The organism is Aestuariivirga litoralis (assembly GCF_003234965.1).
GTDB lineage: Bacteria > Pseudomonadota > Alphaproteobacteria > Rhizobiales > Aestuariivirgaceae > Aestuariivirga > Aestuariivirga litoralis.
The window spans coordinates 40,515-54,476 of the sequence record NZ_QKVK01000008.1 but is presented as its reverse complement, the minus strand read 5'-3'; the positions used below and the strand labels follow the sequence as shown (position 1 = coordinate 54,476).

Annotated in this window: 14 protein-coding genes; 8 read left to right on the top strand and 6 right to left on the bottom strand. The window is 66.3% G+C overall.

Annotated features, from left to right (window positions below):
• Positions 1-75: 75 nt before the first annotated feature.
• The 5 genes from DK847_RS16195 to DK847_RS16175 form a co-directional block, all read right to left on the bottom strand.
• Complete coding sequence (locus DK847_RS16195; RefSeq protein ID WP_111199577.1) at positions 76-1,077, bottom strand: bifunctional riboflavin kinase/FAD synthetase; 1,002 nt, start codon at positions 1,075-1,077, stop codon at positions 76-78.
• A 12-nt stretch (positions 1,078-1,089) separates the two neighbouring features.
• On the bottom strand, positions 1,090-1,917 hold the full coding sequence (locus DK847_RS16190) for a TIGR01459 family HAD-type hydrolase (protein ID WP_111199576.1): 828 nt from the start codon (positions 1,915-1,917) through the stop codon (positions 1,090-1,092).
• 17 nt (positions 1,918-1,934) lie between these two features.
• Positions 1,935-3,116 (bottom strand): EAL domain-containing protein, encoded by a 1,182-nt coding sequence (locus tag DK847_RS16185; protein WP_161957324.1) that lies wholly within the window; start codon positions 3,114-3,116, stop codon positions 1,935-1,937.
• 194 nt (positions 3,117-3,310) lie between these two features.
• Positions 3,311-4,669 carry an omega-aminotransferase AptA gene (gene aptA / locus DK847_RS16180; protein WP_111199574.1) on the bottom strand — a complete coding sequence of 453 codons (1,359 nt, stop codon included), beginning with the start codon at positions 4,667-4,669 and terminating at the stop codon, positions 3,311-3,313.
• Positions 4,670-4,954: 285 nt separating this feature from the next.
• Positions 4,955-5,584 (bottom strand): TetR/AcrR family transcriptional regulator, encoded by a 630-nt coding sequence (locus DK847_RS16175; RefSeq protein WP_111199573.1) that lies wholly within the window; start codon positions 5,582-5,584, stop codon positions 4,955-4,957.
• A 79-nt stretch (positions 5,585-5,663) separates the two neighbouring features.
• Here DK847_RS16175 and DK847_RS16170 point away from each other — a divergent pair, with 79 nt between their 5' ends.
• The 6 genes from DK847_RS16170 to DK847_RS16145 all read left to right on the top strand — a co-directional run bounded on the left by DK847_RS16170 (position 5,664) and on the right by DK847_RS16145 (position 10,952).
• A complete protein-coding gene (locus DK847_RS16170) occupies positions 5,664-6,728 on the top strand; it encodes an ABC transporter substrate-binding protein (RefSeq protein WP_111199572.1) in 1,065 nt (354 codons plus the stop codon).
• Entirely contained in the window at positions 6,725-7,564 is an 840-nt protein-coding gene (locus tag DK847_RS16165) for an ABC transporter permease (RefSeq protein WP_245414644.1), read from the top strand. Before DK847_RS16170 ends, DK847_RS16165 begins: the two co-directional genes overlap by 4 nt.
• Positions 7,564-8,337, top strand: coding sequence for an ABC transporter permease (locus tag DK847_RS16160; RefSeq protein WP_111199697.1), 774 nt, complete (start codon positions 7,564-7,566; stop codon positions 8,335-8,337). Before DK847_RS16165 ends, DK847_RS16160 begins: the two co-directional genes overlap by 1 nt.
• Positions 8,334-9,338, top strand: coding sequence for an ABC transporter ATP-binding protein (locus tag DK847_RS16155; protein WP_111199571.1), 1,005 nt, complete (start codon positions 8,334-8,336; stop codon positions 9,336-9,338). Before DK847_RS16160 ends, DK847_RS16155 begins: the two co-directional genes overlap by 4 nt.
• Before the next feature lie 4 nt (positions 9,339-9,342).
• Positions 9,343-10,089: an MBL fold metallo-hydrolase gene (locus DK847_RS16150; RefSeq protein ID WP_111199570.1), complete on the top strand. Its 747-nt coding sequence runs from the start codon at positions 9,343-9,345 to the stop codon at positions 10,087-10,089.
• A 152-nt stretch (positions 10,090-10,241) separates the two neighbouring features.
• Entirely contained in the window at positions 10,242-10,952 is a 711-nt protein-coding gene (locus tag DK847_RS16145; RefSeq protein WP_111199569.1) for an urease accessory protein, read from the top strand.
• A gap of 120 nt (positions 10,953-11,072) precedes the next feature.
• Here the strand turns inward: DK847_RS16145 and DK847_RS16140 are convergent, their stop codons facing one another.
• Positions 11,073-11,825 (bottom strand): DJ-1/PfpI family protein, encoded by a 753-nt coding sequence (locus DK847_RS16140; protein ID WP_161957323.1) that lies wholly within the window; start codon positions 11,823-11,825, stop codon positions 11,073-11,075.
• Positions 11,826-11,919: 94 nt separating this feature from the next.
• Between DK847_RS16140 and DK847_RS16135 the strand changes: the two genes are divergently transcribed.
• Both DK847_RS16135 and DK847_RS16130 read left to right on the top strand, forming a co-directional pair.
• Entirely contained in the window at positions 11,920-12,762 is an 843-nt protein-coding gene (locus tag DK847_RS16135) for a sugar phosphate isomerase/epimerase family protein (protein ID WP_111199568.1), read from the top strand.
• Entirely contained in the window at positions 12,759-13,961 is a 1,203-nt protein-coding gene (locus DK847_RS16130) for a Tm-1-like ATP-binding domain-containing protein (RefSeq protein ID WP_111199567.1), read from the top strand. Before DK847_RS16135 ends, DK847_RS16130 begins: the two co-directional genes overlap by 4 nt.
• Position 13,962: the final 1 nt, after the last annotated feature.

Sequence of the window (13,962 nt, the reverse complement as noted above, 5' to 3'; positions counted from 1 at the left end):
CATCCCTTGCATGGCCACCGAAAGGATCGCCGGGACAAGCCCGGCGAAGATGACGGTGGGAAGCGGCAAGCAGCCCTAAATCTTCCCCTCGGCCTGCAGCCGCCCCAGCGGAAAAGCCGTCACCGTTTCATCGGGCGCAGCAAGCCGCGCCACCGCCGCTTCGCAATCCGCCTTCATCTGCGTCACCAGCTCGTCGATCGACGCGAAGCGCTTGTCGCCGCGGATCAGGTCGACGAATTCGACGAACAGCTGCCGGCCATAGAGGTCGCCCTCGAAGCCGATGAGATAGACCTCGAGGAAGGTGCGCCCCGTGTCGAAGGTCGGCCGGTCGCCGAAATAGCCCGCACCTTTCCACACCTCGGCACCCTGCTTCATCGCATCGCGCACGCGCACGGCATAGATGCCGCGATAGGGGTCGGCCCCCTTTTCCAAAACGATGTTCAAGGTGGGAAAGCCGATGGTGCGGCCGCGCTGGTCGCCCTTCACCACCTCGCCCAGCACCGTCCAGTGATAGCCGAGGTCATGCGCCGCAGCGGTCACGTGGCCGTGGCGCAGCGCCTGGCGGATGTTGCTCGACGAGAAGGGCGAATGCTGGTCGCCCTCATCCGTCACCTGCTCGACGATGGTGACGCCGAAGCCATACCTGGCGCCAAGTTCGCTCATGGTGGCGGGGCTGCCCTTGCGGCCCTTGCCGAAGTGGAAATCGTAACCCATCACCACATGGCGCACGGCCAGCCGCTCCACCAGGTGCAGCCGCACGAAGTCCTCCGGCGAGAGTTCGGACAGCGCGCGGTCGAAGTCCAGCACCGCCAGGAAGGCGGCACCCAGCGCCGCCACCAGCCTGGCCTTCAGCGGCCCCGGTGTCAGCCGGAACACCGGCTCGTCCGGCCGGAAGAAGCTGCGCGGATGCGGCTCGAAGCTGACCACGCCCCAGGGCAGCCCCAGCCGTGCGCCCTCCTCGGCCGCGCAGGTCAGCAGCGTCTGGTGGCCGCGGTGCACGCCATCGAAATTGCCGATGGCCACGACGCCGCCCCGGCAGGTTTCAGGAACGGGCGACAGGCCCGTGATCAGTTGCATTCCAGTTCCTTGTCACATCCATGACAGGTCATGGACGGTTGCCACGATGCGGGCGTTCGGCACGGCCCGAAGCACCTCTGCCTCGGCCACATGCAGCCCCTCGCTCGCATCCGTCACCCCTTCTGCAACAAGAAGGGCGTCAAGGCCATAGTCCGCAGCGCCGCGGATGTCGGTCTCCGGCCCGTCGCCGATGGCCAGGATGTCGGGCCGGTCGATGTCGCGCCCGGTGATGCGCCGGGCCTCGGCGAGCGCCAGGTCGTAGATGGGCGCAAAGGGCTTGCCCGCCATCAGCACCTCGCCGCCGCGCGCGGCATACATCTCGGCGAGCTTCCCCGCGCAGTAGAGGATTCGGTCGCCCTTCTTCACGATCTTGTCCGGGTTGGCGCAGATCATGGCGAGCCCGCGGCGCTTCATGTCGTCGAGCAGGGGCTCGTAATCCTCCAGCCGGTCATTGAGGTCATCGACGAGCCCGGTGCACAGCACCGCCTCCGCCGCATCGAGCCCGACGCGCGAAACACCCGTGCCCTCATAGATCGACAGGTCGCGGGCAGCCCCCACGTGATGGACACCCCTGCCCCCATGCAGCTTCATCAGCACCTGGGTGACATCGCCCGAGGTCACGATACGGTCGTGGCTGGCGGGATCGACGCCGATCTCGAGCAGCTGCTTCTCGACGCCGAGGTTGCTGCGCGGCGAATTGGTGACGAGGATGACGGTGCCGCCCTTGGCGCGATGGCGCTTCAGCGCCTCGACCGTGATCGGGAAGGGCGCCACGCCATTGTGCACCACCCCCCAGATGTCACAGAACCAGACGGGATAGGCGTCGGAAAATCTCTGCATGATGCGCGGCGTCAGGATCAGGCGGCGCTGGCTTTGCGCACTGCGGCGGCGGCCACGCCGGCCTCCGGCCTCACCTTGCGCGGCGGCGCGAAGAAGGGGCCATGTCCGAAGCGCGCCGAACGGCTGGCGGCGGTGGCCTGCTGCGGCGTCTTCACGTCGCCCACGATCACCTGCATCTGCAGGGCGCGGGCCTGCTTGGCGAAGTCGGCCCAGGCGGCGTTGGGGCCGTTGCCGGCATCCACCGCATGCGGCGGGAAGGACAGGAAGCGCACGCCAAGCTGCCGCAGTGCGGCAAGGTCCAGCCCGCCGAGATAGACCTCGCGCAGCGCCAGCGTGGCGCCGTGCCGGGCGAGCTTCGCCAGGTTCTCGATGCCGGCCGCGTCGAGCGCGCCCAGGTCCTGCTGGGCGAATTCGAACACCATGCCCTGGGCCACGTCGGCGTCCTTCTGCAGCAGGGCCATCAGCTTCGCCGCTTCGTCCTGCGAGCCGAGCGTCGCCTTGCCCACCGGCACGAAGACGCGAAGCCCCGGGTTGCGGTTGCGCAGGCGGCGCAGCACCGGGGCCACCATCTTCACGATGCGCAGGTCGAGGGCGGGGCGCATGCCGCCCTGGTCGGCCTTCTGCATCAGCTCGTCATGGCCGATCAGCTTGCCGCGGCCATCGGCCAGCGCCACCAGGGCGCGGTAGTGGCTGGTCGATCCGCTGGCCAGCTCCACCACGGGCTCCAGCAGCAATGACAGTTCCTCGCGCCCGGTGGCCTTGATCGGCCGCGGCAGCGCCGGCGCCGGCGCGGTGGCCACGAGCGATTCGGCGCCGGGGCCATATTGCCGCCAGTGCGGCTGGGCAGCGACATAGTCATGCAGCTCGCGGCGCAGCTTGTGCACGTCGCCCGCCACCGCGCCGAGCTGGGCCGCCGTCACCGCGTCGTCATGGCGGCGCTCCACGCTTGCCAGCCGGGCGAGCAGGTCATCGGATTTGCCGGCGAGGCCGCGGAGCGAATCCCGCAGCGACCACAGCCACTCGTCGTGGCGCTGCAGCTTCACCAGCGCCACGGTAACGGCCAGCAGGATGCAGCAGGACAACAGCAGGATGGCCCCCGCCACCGCCATCATCTGCGGCCCGGCGGACACGACCAGATAGGCCGCGATGCCGATCGCAGCGAGCGGAAAGGCGGTGAGCCCCAGCATCACCGGCGCCATGTGTCGTGACATCCTGCCTCGACCCCTTACCCCATCACTTACCCCGGCCCCGCGCGATTCGACGTCCGCGCCGGGCAACACATCAGGAATTCGCATGAATCGCCCTTTCCGGGAAGCCCCGTTTTCCCGCCTTGGATGCAAAAAGGCCGGAGGGGGTGCCCTCCGGCCTTCGAAACCGTCCGTGATCCGATGGATCAGGCCACCGAGGCCAGGATCTTCGGCATCTTGTCGGAGAAGATCTCGTCGATCTGATTCTCGTTGATGATCAGCGGCGGCGAGAGTGCAATCGTATCCGCCGTGATGCGGACCAGCATGCCCACGTCGTGGAAGCCGTTCTCCATGGCCTTGTAGGCGCGAAGGCCGGGCTTGCCCTCGACCGGCTTGAGGTCGATGGCGGCCACGAGGCCGATGGTGCGGATGTCCTCGACCAGCGGATGGCCCTTGAGCGTGAAGGCCGCGTCCGACCACACCTTCTCGAGCTTCTTGGCGTTCTCGAACAGCTTCTCGTCGCGATAGAGGTCCATGGTGGCAACGCCCGCCGCGGCCGCCATCGGGTGGCCGGTATAGGTATAGCCGTGGAACAGCTCGATCACGTGGTCGGCACCGCCCATGAACTTGTCGTAGATGCCCTGGCGCACCAGGCAGCCGCCCATCGGCACGGTGCCGGAGGTGACGCCCTTGGCGAAGGTCAGGATGTCGGGGGTGACGCCGAAGCGCTCGGCGGCGAAGGCATGGCCGAGGCGGCCGAAGCCGGTGATCACTTCGTCGAAAATCAGCAGGATGCCGTGCTTGGTGCAGATCTCGCGCAGGCGCTTGAGATAGCCCTTGGGCGGCGGCAGCACGCCGGTCGAACCGGCCATCGGCTCCACGATCACCGCCGCGATGGTGGAGGCATCATGCAGCGCCACCAGACGCTCGAGGTCGTCCGCGAGGTGAGCACCCCACTCCGGCTCGCCCGCGGTGAAGGCCTGTTCCTTGCGGTTATAGGTGTGCGGCAGGTGGTCGACACCGGCCAGCATGGCGCCGAACCACTTGCGGTTGGCGACCATGCCGCCGACCGAGATGCCGCCGAAGTTCACGCCGTGATAGCCACGCTCGCGGCCGATCAGGCGGGTGCGGCTCGCCTCGCCGTTGGCGCGGTGATAGGCCAGCGCGATCTTCAGCGCGGTGTCGGCGGCTTCCGAGCCCGAGTTGCAGAAGAAGGCATAGTTCAGGTCGCCCGGCGCCATGGTGGCAAGCCGCGAGGCGAGCTCGAACACCTTGGGATGGCCGAACTGGAAGGTCGGCGCGAAGTCGAGCTCGGCGGCCGACTTCTGGATGGCTTCGACGATGGGCCCGCGGCAATGGCCGGCATTGGAGCACCACAGGCCGGCAGACCCGTCGAGAACGGCGCGGCCGGACATGTCGTAGTAGTGCATGTCCTTGGCACGCGCGATCATGCGCGGGCGCTTCTTGAAGGCGCGGTTGGGCGTGAAGCCCATCCAGAACGGCTCAAGATTGTTGGGTGACGGCTCCCAGGCGGCGGCGCCGTCAAGATTCACGGGCTTGTTCATCGGTCAAATCTCCTCCGAGCGATGCTTGGTGATAGCAGAAACCGGGCATCCAGGGAAATGCACCAGCTTTCCCCGTTGCTTGGGCCAGACCCTTGAAACGCAGTCATCCCGGCGAAAGCCGGGACCCCGCTCTCCATCCACATGGTGCAACGCACAAAGCGGGGCCCCGGCTTTCGCCGGGGTGACGGATGGGGGAGAACCCAATTGTCGAGAATGACCTCCTATACCCGATCCAGCGCGCGCTGTCAAGCATAATTTTCCTAATACAAGAAAAGACTGCGACGGTCAGGCCCCCGCAGCCACGCTCCGGAATCCCGCCAAGACGGCCCTGTTTTGGCGGCGGAGGTGGCTGCGGAGTTGCGCGAGGGTCATCCCCTCGTCCTTCACGAACACGATGAAGTTCATGTTCGTATTGTTGAAAATGACCTCGCCGAGGCCGGCGGCGTCGGCGGCCCGGTCCAGAAGGCCCAGCTGCTGGAGCTTTTCGATCAGTTGGCAGGTCTGCTGCGCCAGCGCCACGTCGAGCGCGGCATAGGTTTCGCCGAAGGGGCTTTCGGGCTGGGTCGTCGAGATCGCCATGGCCTGCCGCCACATCTCCTTCGAGAGATAGTGCAGCGAATGCTCCACATAGCCGCCGACCAGGGCATCGACCGCAGCCTCGGCACTGGCGGGCGGGTTGGCGATCACCTCCTCACCCTGGCGCAGCACCTCCTCGACCTCGAGCGAGACGATGGCGACCAGCAGGTCGCCCTTGTTGCGGTAGTAATTGTAGATCGTGCCGATCGAGACTTCGGCGGCGGCGGCGATCGCCTCCATCTTCACCGTCTCGTAGCCCTGCTCGCGGAAAAGGCGGGTGGCGGCCTCCACGATGCGGTCGTGGCGGATGGCCTTCTGTCTCTCGCGCAAGCCTGACATGCGGGCAGTCTGCACGATTATTGGAATTGACTCAACTTTGTAATTCGTTCAGTTTTCTCGCATATAGGGAGAACGCCACATGACCAACCGTCTTTCGCGCCGTCTCTTCGGCGCTTCCGTCGCCGCACTGGCCCTCATGGGCTCCTACGCCGCCGCCTCCGCCCAGGATCTCAATGCCCTAGTCTGGTGCGACCACTCCGACCCGAACCTGCTGAAGCCCTTCGAGGACGCCACCGGCATCAAGGTCAACGTCAAGGAGTTCGAGGGCACGGGTGCAGGCCTTGCCATCGTCGAGCAGTCCCAGCCCGGCGACTGGGACGTGATGGTGATCGACACGGTCGACGTCCGCCGCGGTGTCGAGCGCGGCCTGTTCGAGCCGCTGCCCGCCGACCAGCTTCCCACTGCCGACATTTTCCCCGAGGTGCTGATGGACAGCCATGCCGTGGTGGACGGCAAGCGCTACGGCATCACCGAGAAGTTCGGCTACAACACCATCGGCTTCAACAAGTCGAAGGTCGACGTGGCCGACATGGAAACCCTCGGCGTGCTGACCAACGACAAGTACAAGGGCCGCATCGCCATCTATGACTATTACCTGCCCGTGATGGGCCTCGCCGCCATGTCGATCGGCAAGAAGACCTCCGAACTCACCGAGGCCGACCTTCCCGCGCTGAAGGAGGTCCTCCTCAAGATGAAGGCCAACGCCAAGGCGGTGACCGACGTGGTCGCCAGCCAGACGGCACTCGCCACCGGCGAGGCCGACATCCTGGTCGGCGGCGGCGAATGGGTGACGGCCGGCATCGCCAAGGAGAACCCGGACCTCGACTTCTCGATCCCCAAGGAAGGGGCCGTGCTCTGGTCGCAGTCGCTCGCCATGTTCAAGGATTCGAAGAACAAGGACGCGGCGCTGAAGTTCATCCAGTACATCCTCAGCCCCGAGGGCCAGGCGCGGCTCGCCACCTCCGCCTGCTACTGGGGCATGCCGGCCAATGCCAAGGCTGCGCTGAACGACGACCAGAAGAAGATCCTGCGCTTTGCCGAGCAGGCGGACTTCCTGAAGCGGGCCCAGGAATATCCGGCCCCCTCGGAGGACCTCGACAAGAAGATGCAGGACCTGTGGACTGAAATGATCCAGGCGCAGTGAGCCAGGCATCGGGACAACGCATCGGATGGGCCAGCGTCACACCCGCACTGCTGTGGACGCTGGTCTTCTTCGTCGTGCCTTTCATCGCCATGGCGGTGATGAGCCTTCACCCGAAGGCCGGGGAAGGCGCAAGCCTTGCCGCCTATGCGCAGTTCTTTGCCAATCCGAGCTACTGGCGCGCGCTCGTCAACTCGCTCGAGGTCACGCTCATCGTCACCGCGGTCTCGGTGCTGCTGGCCTATCCCTTCGCCTGGGTCCTCGCCTTCATGGTGCCGGAGCGCTGGCAGCGGCTGGCCCTGATGCTGGCCGTCCTGCCCTTCTGGACCTCCTATGTCGTGCGCTCCTACTCATGGCTCCTCGTCCTCGCTGAAAAGGGCGTCGTCAATTCCACGCTGGTCGATCTCGGCCTGCTGGCGGAACCCGTGCAGATCGCCAACACCCGCGCGGCGACGGTGATCGGCTTCGTCCACTTCTTCGTGATGCTCCTCACACTGACGATCTACGCCAACCTCAAGCAGCTCTCGCCGAACTACCGCAAGGCCGCGACGGACCTTGGCGCCTCCGGCATCCAGACCTTCATCCACGTCATCCTGCCGCTCACGCTCCCCGGCATCATGGTCGGCGCCTTCCTCACCTTCGTGCTGGCGATCGGCGACTACATCACGCCGCAGATTCTGGGCGGCAACAACGAACTCCTGATGCCGCAGCTGATCATGATGCAGATCGGCCGGCGCGGCGACTTCGCCTCGGCCTCCGCCCTCTCGCTCATCCTCATGGCCGTCGTCACCATCGCCTATCTCGCCTGCGCCCGCTGGCTGAAGATCGAGAGGGCGTGATGACCCGCGCCATTGCCATCGCCTACGCCCTGCTGCTCTACGGCTTCATCTTCCTGCCGGTAGCCGTGCTGGTGCTGTTCTCCTTCCAGGGCACGCTCTTCCCCATCCCGCCCTTCAACGGCCCGAGCCTGCGCTGGTACACCGCGGTGCTGAACGACGCGCGCCTCACCGCGGGGCTCGGCAATTCCGTGCTGGTAGCACTCACCACCTCCGCCATTGCGACACTGCTGGGCTTCCTCTCCGCCTGGGGCTTCGCGCGCTTCCACCTGCCGGCCTCTGCCTTCCTCCGTGGGCTGATCACCCTGCCGCTCACGGTGAGTTACCTCATCATCGGCATGGGCCTCCTGATCTTCTTCAACTGGATCGGGCTCCCCAAATCCCTGATGGCCGCGGGCATCGGGCATGTGGTGATCAACCTGCCGCTCTGCTTCGCCATCATCTACAGCCAGATGGGCGAGCACCAGGCCAATATCGAGCGCGCCGCGCGCGACCTCGGTGCCAGCGAGGCGAAGGTCCTTCTCCTCGTCACCGCGCCCATGATGTGGCCCGCCCTCTTCGCCGCCTTCTTCCTATCCATGACCTTCTCGTGGGACGAGTTCGTCATCTCCTTCCTGCTGACCCGCTTCGAGACGACGCTGCCCGTCGAGATCTGGAACCTGCTGCGCGCGGGGCTGAACCCCAAGACCAATGCGGTGGGCGCCCTCGTCTTCGGCGTCTCCATCATCCTCGCCATCGTCTTCGAACTCGTCGCCTTCCGAAAGCGCCCGCAATGACGGACCTCGTTTCCATCCAGCACGTCTCCCACAGCTTCGGCCCGACGAAGGTGCTGGATGACGTCTCGCTCAATCTCCCGCCGGACAGCTACACCGTGCTGCTCGGCCCCTCGGGCTCCGGCAAGACCACGCTGCTCTCGATCCTCGGCGGCTTTCTTGCCCCCGAACAGGGGCGCGTCCTCATCAAGGGCGCGGACTGCACCGCCATGGCCCCCGCCAAGCGCCCCACCGCCACGGTGTTCCAGGACTATGCGCTGTTCCCGCACATGACGATCGGCGGCAATGTCGGCTTCGGCCTGCGCATGAAGGGTGTGGCGAAGGCGGAACGTGATGCCAAGGCCCGCGCCATGCTCGAGGTGGTCGGCCTCGCCGCCGCCTTCGAGAGGAAGCCGCACCAGCTCTCGGGCGGCCAGCGCCAGCGCGTGGCGCTGGCCCGCGCCCTCGTCGTCGAACCCGCCGTGCTGCTGCTCGACGAACCGCTGGGCGCGCTCGACCTCAAGCTCCGCCGCCAGATGCAGGACGAGCTGAAGGCGATCCAGAAGCGCGTCGGCACCGCCTTCATCCACGTGACGCACGATCAGGAAGAGGCCATGGCGCTCGCCGACCACGTCGTCGTCATGAACCACGGCCGCATCGAGGACCAGGGCGACCCCGAACGCGTCTATGCCCGCCCCGCCACCCGCTTCACCGCCACCTTCATGGGCGAGAGCACCATCGTGCCGGGCACCGTGCTGGACGGCATGATCGACACGGCACTCGGCCGCTTCCCCGCGCCACATGATGCAAGGGAAGTGGCGATCCGCCCCGAGCACGTCTCGCTGGGCGGCGCACTCGCGGGCGCGGTGACGGATGTCGTCTACCAGGGCAGCTTCAAGCGCGTTACCGCGCGGGTGAACGGCGTCGACCTCCTCGCCAGGCTTCCTGCCGAAACCAAGGTAACGCCCGGCGAGACGGTGAGCCTCGCCATCGACCCCGCCCACGTCATCGTGCTGAAGGACTGAGCCCATGGACCTCCGCATCAGCGCCACCGAATGGTACGAGACGCTGCGCTTCGCCGACGGCGTGACGCTGATCCACGAGCCCTGGATCAAGCCCTTCTTCCGCTGCAACATGTGGCACGTGCGCGGCCGCGACCGTGACCTGCTGTTCGATTCCGGCCTCGGCCACTTCAGCCTGCGCGCCCATGTGCCGCTCGTCTCCGAGCGCGACATCGCCTGTGTGGCGAGCCACACCCACTTCGACCACATCGGCTGCCACCACGAATTCGGCCACTGTGCCGTCCACTCCGCCGAAGCGGCGATCCTCGCCGACCCGCAGAACGACCTGATCCTCGCCCATTACGCCACCGACGACATGTTCATCCGCCCACCGCAAGGCTGGGACCAGACGAAATACCACGTGAAGCCCGCCAGGGCGGAGCGCATCCTCGAGCAGGGCGACGTCGTGGACCTCGGCGACCGCGCCTTCGAGGTGGTGCACACGCCGGGCCATTCCCCTGGCGGCATCGGCCTGTTCGAGCGCAGGACCGGCATCTTCCTCTCCGGCGACATCATCTATGACGGGCCGCTGATCGATGACGCCTACCACTCCGATATCCCCGTCTATGTCGAGACCCTCGACCGCCTGCGGGCACTCCCCGTGTCGATCGTCCACGGCGGCCACTTCCCCAGCTTCGGCCCCGTGCGCTACCGCCAACTGATCGACGACTACGTGGCAGGCCACCGCAAGCCGGGCTGTCATCTGGCCCCTTAGGCCGTCATCCCGGCGAAAGCCGGGACCCCGCTTTCTCTTCGCGCGCCTTGACCCAAAGCTGGACCCCGGCTTTCGCCGGGGTGACGGAAGTGAGAGGAGGCCTGCCGCAAACAACCCTCGCCTGCAGCCCCGCGCCAGTCTATAGCTCTCCCATGCTCACCTGGGTTTTCTTCGGTTTCCTCCTCGGGCTCCAGCACGCGCTGGAGGCCGACCACATCGCCGCCGTGGCCTCGCTGACCGCCGACAAGAAGGGGGTTCGCAATATCATCCGTCATGGCGCGGTCTGGGGCCTGGGCCATGCGCTGGTGCTGGGGGCCTTCGGCGGCGCCGTCTATGCGCTCGAACTCACCTTGAGCGGCCGGCTGGCCAGCGGGCTCGAATTCGCGGTGGGCATCATGATGGTGCTGCTCGGCGCCCGCCTGCTCTATGTGCTGCTGCGTGACCGCGTTCACTTTCACACCCACCGCCACGGGGCGGAGAACGTGCACTTCCACGCCCACAGCCATGCCGGCGACGTGAAGAACCACGCGCTGAGCCGCCATGGCCATGCCCACCCCGCGGGCGGCTGGCGGCGGAGCCTCGCGGTCGGCATGATGCACGGCCTGGCGGGCTCCGCAGCCCTTGTCGCACTCGCCGCCTCGACCGCCCCCAGCATTCCGCTCGGTGTCGCCTTCATACTGCTGTTCGGCCTGGGCTCGATCGCCGGCATGGCGCTCTTCTCGGCGGTGATCGCCGTTCCGCTGTCCTACACCGCCATGACGCTCACCTGGGCCACCCGCGGCTTCCAGGCGCTGGCCGGCCTCTTCGCCATCGCCATCGGCCTCCACACGCTGGTGGAGACGGGCACGGTGCTGTTCGGGTAACGAACCCCTCCCTGCCCATCATGCCCGGGCTCGACCCGGGCATCCTTTTGGTCGCCGCCAAAAAGGATCGCCGGGTCGAGCCCGGCGATGATGAAGGTCAGAGAGCGACCCGGGTGTTACTCATTTCACCAACTGCTTCACCAGCGCATCCACCATGCGCGGCAGGTCATAGGGGAAGCGGGCGGTGATCAGGTTGCCGTCGACCACGCAGGGCTCGTCCAGCACGGTGGCCCCGGCATTGGCGAGGTCCGGGTGGATGTTCCACACGGCAGTGGCCTTCTTGCCCTTGAGGATACCTGCACTCACCATCACCCACTGGCCGTGGCAGATGGCGCAGGTGGGCTTGCCGGAGGCCAGCATGTCCTGCACGAATTTCTGCGCGTGCTTGTCGGCGCGCAGCGCATCCGGATTCCAGCAGCCGCCCGGGAAGATGCAGGCGTCGTAATCCGCCACCTTCGCCTCGTCCATGTAGCAGTTGATCTCGAGCCAGCCGGCATTCTCCATGAGGCGGATGGCAAGAACATGCGTCTTGGTGAGCGGCGGGAAGCGCAGGCCCAGCGTCGGGTGGAACTCGCCGATGCGCGGGGCGACGACGTGCACCGTGGCGCCATGCTCGGTGAGCCATTTCATGGCGCCGGTGATCTCCACCTCCTCCACGCCATTGGTGCAGCAGATGGCGATCTTCTTGCCCTTGAGCAGCTCGGGGTTTGACGGCGGGTCGAACAGGAAGTGATGAAGCTCGCGGTTCAACTCGCCATCGGCCGAGACGAGAAGCTCGGTCGAGATCGACGGCACCGGCGACGGCGTCATGAAGGCCTGGGCGCGCAACAGGGCGGCATTGGTGGCGGAAGCGGGCTCATGCGGCTTGTTCATCTGGGGGGTCCTCCTGAATGCAAGACGTATATCAGGAATTGACAAGAGGCGCGAGACGGTTTGTCCTGTGTTCCGTGCAGGGAGGGCACGCCGAATGAAGCTGGGATTCAATCTTCTGCTGTGGACGCCGCATGTCACCGAGGCGCATGAGCCCATCCTGCGCGCGCTGAAGAAGACGGGCTATGACGGGGTCGAGATCCCGATGTTCGAAGGAACGCCCGACCACTATGCAAGGCTCGGTGACCTCCTCGACAGGATCGGGCTTGAACGTTCGGTTGTGAGCGTCATCCAGGGCAAGAATCCGCTGTCCGCCGACAAGGCTGCCCAAGCCGCCGCACTCGATTATGCCAGGTGGACGGTGGACTGCTGCGCAGCCCTCGGCGCGCCCATCCTTGGCGGGCCGATGCATTCGGAGCTTGGTTACTTCTCCGGCAACCCCGCGACATCGGCCGAACGCAGGCGCGCACTCTCCTTCCACAAGAAGGCGGGCGATTATGCCGGGCGCAAGGGCATCACCTTCGCGCTCGAGGCCCTGAACCGCTTCGAATGCTATTTCCTGAACACGATGCAGCAGCTGAATGATTACCTCGACGAGGTGAACCACCCCCACATCCAGGGCATGTATGACACCTTCCACGCGAACATCGAGGAGAAGGATCCGGTGGGCGCGATCAAGACCATCCGCCCGCACATGGTGCATGTCCACATCTCCGAGAATGATCGTGGCACGCCCGGCAAGGGCCATGTGCCGTGGCCTGAAACCTACAAGGCGCTGAAGAAGGCAAGATATGACGGCTGGCTCACCATCGAGGCCTTCGGGCGCTCCATGCCCGCACTGGCCGCGGCAACGCGCGTCTGGCGCGACTTCGCGCCCTCGCCGGAAGAGGTCTACAAGCTCGGCTTCCGCAACATGAAGCAGGGCTGGGCAAAGGCGTGAAGCCCGTCCACGTCATCGGCACCTGCGACACCAAGGAGGCGGAACTCCGCTACGCGATCGAGCAGGTGCAGAAGGCCGGATCCCCTGCCCTGCTCGTCGACATCTCGACCACGCCGAGCACGGCACAGGCCGACGTGACACCGGAGACGGTGGCGAAGCACCACCCCGCCGGCGCGGACGCGGTGCTGGGCCATGCCGACCGGGGCAAGGCGGTTGCAGCCATGGCGGAGGCGTTGGGGCGCTTCCTGCTCTCGCGCAATGACATCGGCGCGGTGCTGGGCCTTGGCGGTGGCGGCAACACCTCGATGGTGACGGAGGCGATGCGGCGGCTGCCGATCGGCGTGCCGAAGCTGATGGTCTCCACCATGGCCTCGGGCAATGTGGCGCCTTACGTCGGGCCCACCGACATCATGATGATGCATGCGGTGGCCGATGTGGCGGGGCTGAACGCCATCACCCGCACCGTGATCGGCAATGCCGCCCATGCCGCAGCCGGCATGGCACTGAATGCCATTCCCGCCGGCGGTGAGGCCCGGCGCGCCGTGGGCCTCACCATGTTCGGCGTCACCACACCCTGCATCACCCAGATCCGCCACCTGATCGAGGGTGATTGCGAATGTTTCGTCTTCCACGCCACCGGCACCGGCGGGCAGTGCCTGGAGAAGCTGATCGATTCAGGCCTCATCACGGCTGCGCTCGACATCACCACGACCGAGGTGGCGGACCATCTCTTTGGCGGCGTTCTTCCGTGCACGGAGGACCGTTTCGGCGCCGTGATCCGCAGGCGCATCCCCTGGGTCGGCTCGGTGGGCGCCTGCGACATGGTGAATTTCGGCGGGCGCGAGACGGTGCCGGCGCAGTTCGGTGCACGGAACCTCTATGTGCACAACGCACAGGTGACGCTGATGCGCACCACGGCCGGCGAGAATGCCGCCATCGGCCGCTGGATCGTCGAGCGCGTCAACCGCATGGAAGGCCCGGCGCGCTTCCTGCTGCCGCTCCGGGGCGTTTCCGCCATCGATGCGCCCGGCAAGCCCTTCCATGATCCTGCCGCCGATGCGGCCCTCTTCGCGGCCATCCGCGAAGGCTGGAGGCCTGCAGCCAACCGCCAGCTCGTCGAGATCGACGCCCACATCAACGACCCGGCCTTTGCCGAGGCCGCCGTCCACCATTTCCGCGACATCACCAGAGGACAGTAGA

Excerpts from the sequence above, each read along its gene's own strand:
- DK847_RS16195 (WP_111199577.1), bottom strand. The coding sequence starts at position 1,077 with ATGCAACTGATCACGGGCCTGTCGCCCGTTCCTGAAACCTGCCGGGGC.
- DK847_RS16190 (WP_111199576.1), bottom strand. The coding sequence starts at position 1,917 with ATGCAGAGATTTTCCGACGCCTATCCCGTCTGGTTCTGTGACATCTGG.
- DK847_RS16185 (WP_161957324.1), bottom strand. The coding sequence starts at position 3,116 with ATGGCGCCGGTGATGCTGGGGCTCACCGCCTTTCCGCTCGCTGCGATC.
- aptA (WP_111199574.1), bottom strand. The coding sequence starts at position 4,669 with ATGAACAAGCCCGTGAATCTTGACGGCGCCGCCGCCTGGGAGCCGTCA.
- DK847_RS16175 (WP_111199573.1), bottom strand. The coding sequence starts at position 5,584 with ATGTCAGGCTTGCGCGAGAGACAGAAGGCCATCCGCCACGACCGCATC.
- DK847_RS16170 (WP_111199572.1), top strand. The coding sequence starts at position 5,664 with ATGACCAACCGTCTTTCGCGCCGTCTCTTCGGCGCTTCCGTCGCCGCA.
- DK847_RS16160 (WP_111199697.1), top strand. The coding sequence starts at position 7,564 with ATGACCCGCGCCATTGCCATCGCCTACGCCCTGCTGCTCTACGGCTTC.
- DK847_RS16155 (WP_111199571.1), top strand. The coding sequence starts at position 8,334 with ATGACGGACCTCGTTTCCATCCAGCACGTCTCCCACAGCTTCGGCCCG.
- DK847_RS16150 (WP_111199570.1), top strand. The coding sequence starts at position 9,343 with ATGGACCTCCGCATCAGCGCCACCGAATGGTACGAGACGCTGCGCTTC.
- DK847_RS16145 (WP_111199569.1), top strand. The coding sequence starts at position 10,242 with ATGCTCACCTGGGTTTTCTTCGGTTTCCTCCTCGGGCTCCAGCACGCG.
- DK847_RS16140 (WP_161957323.1), bottom strand. The coding sequence starts at position 11,825 with ATGAACAAGCCGCATGAGCCCGCTTCCGCCACCAATGCCGCCCTGTTG.
- DK847_RS16135 (WP_111199568.1), top strand. The coding sequence starts at position 11,920 with ATGAAGCTGGGATTCAATCTTCTGCTGTGGACGCCGCATGTCACCGAG.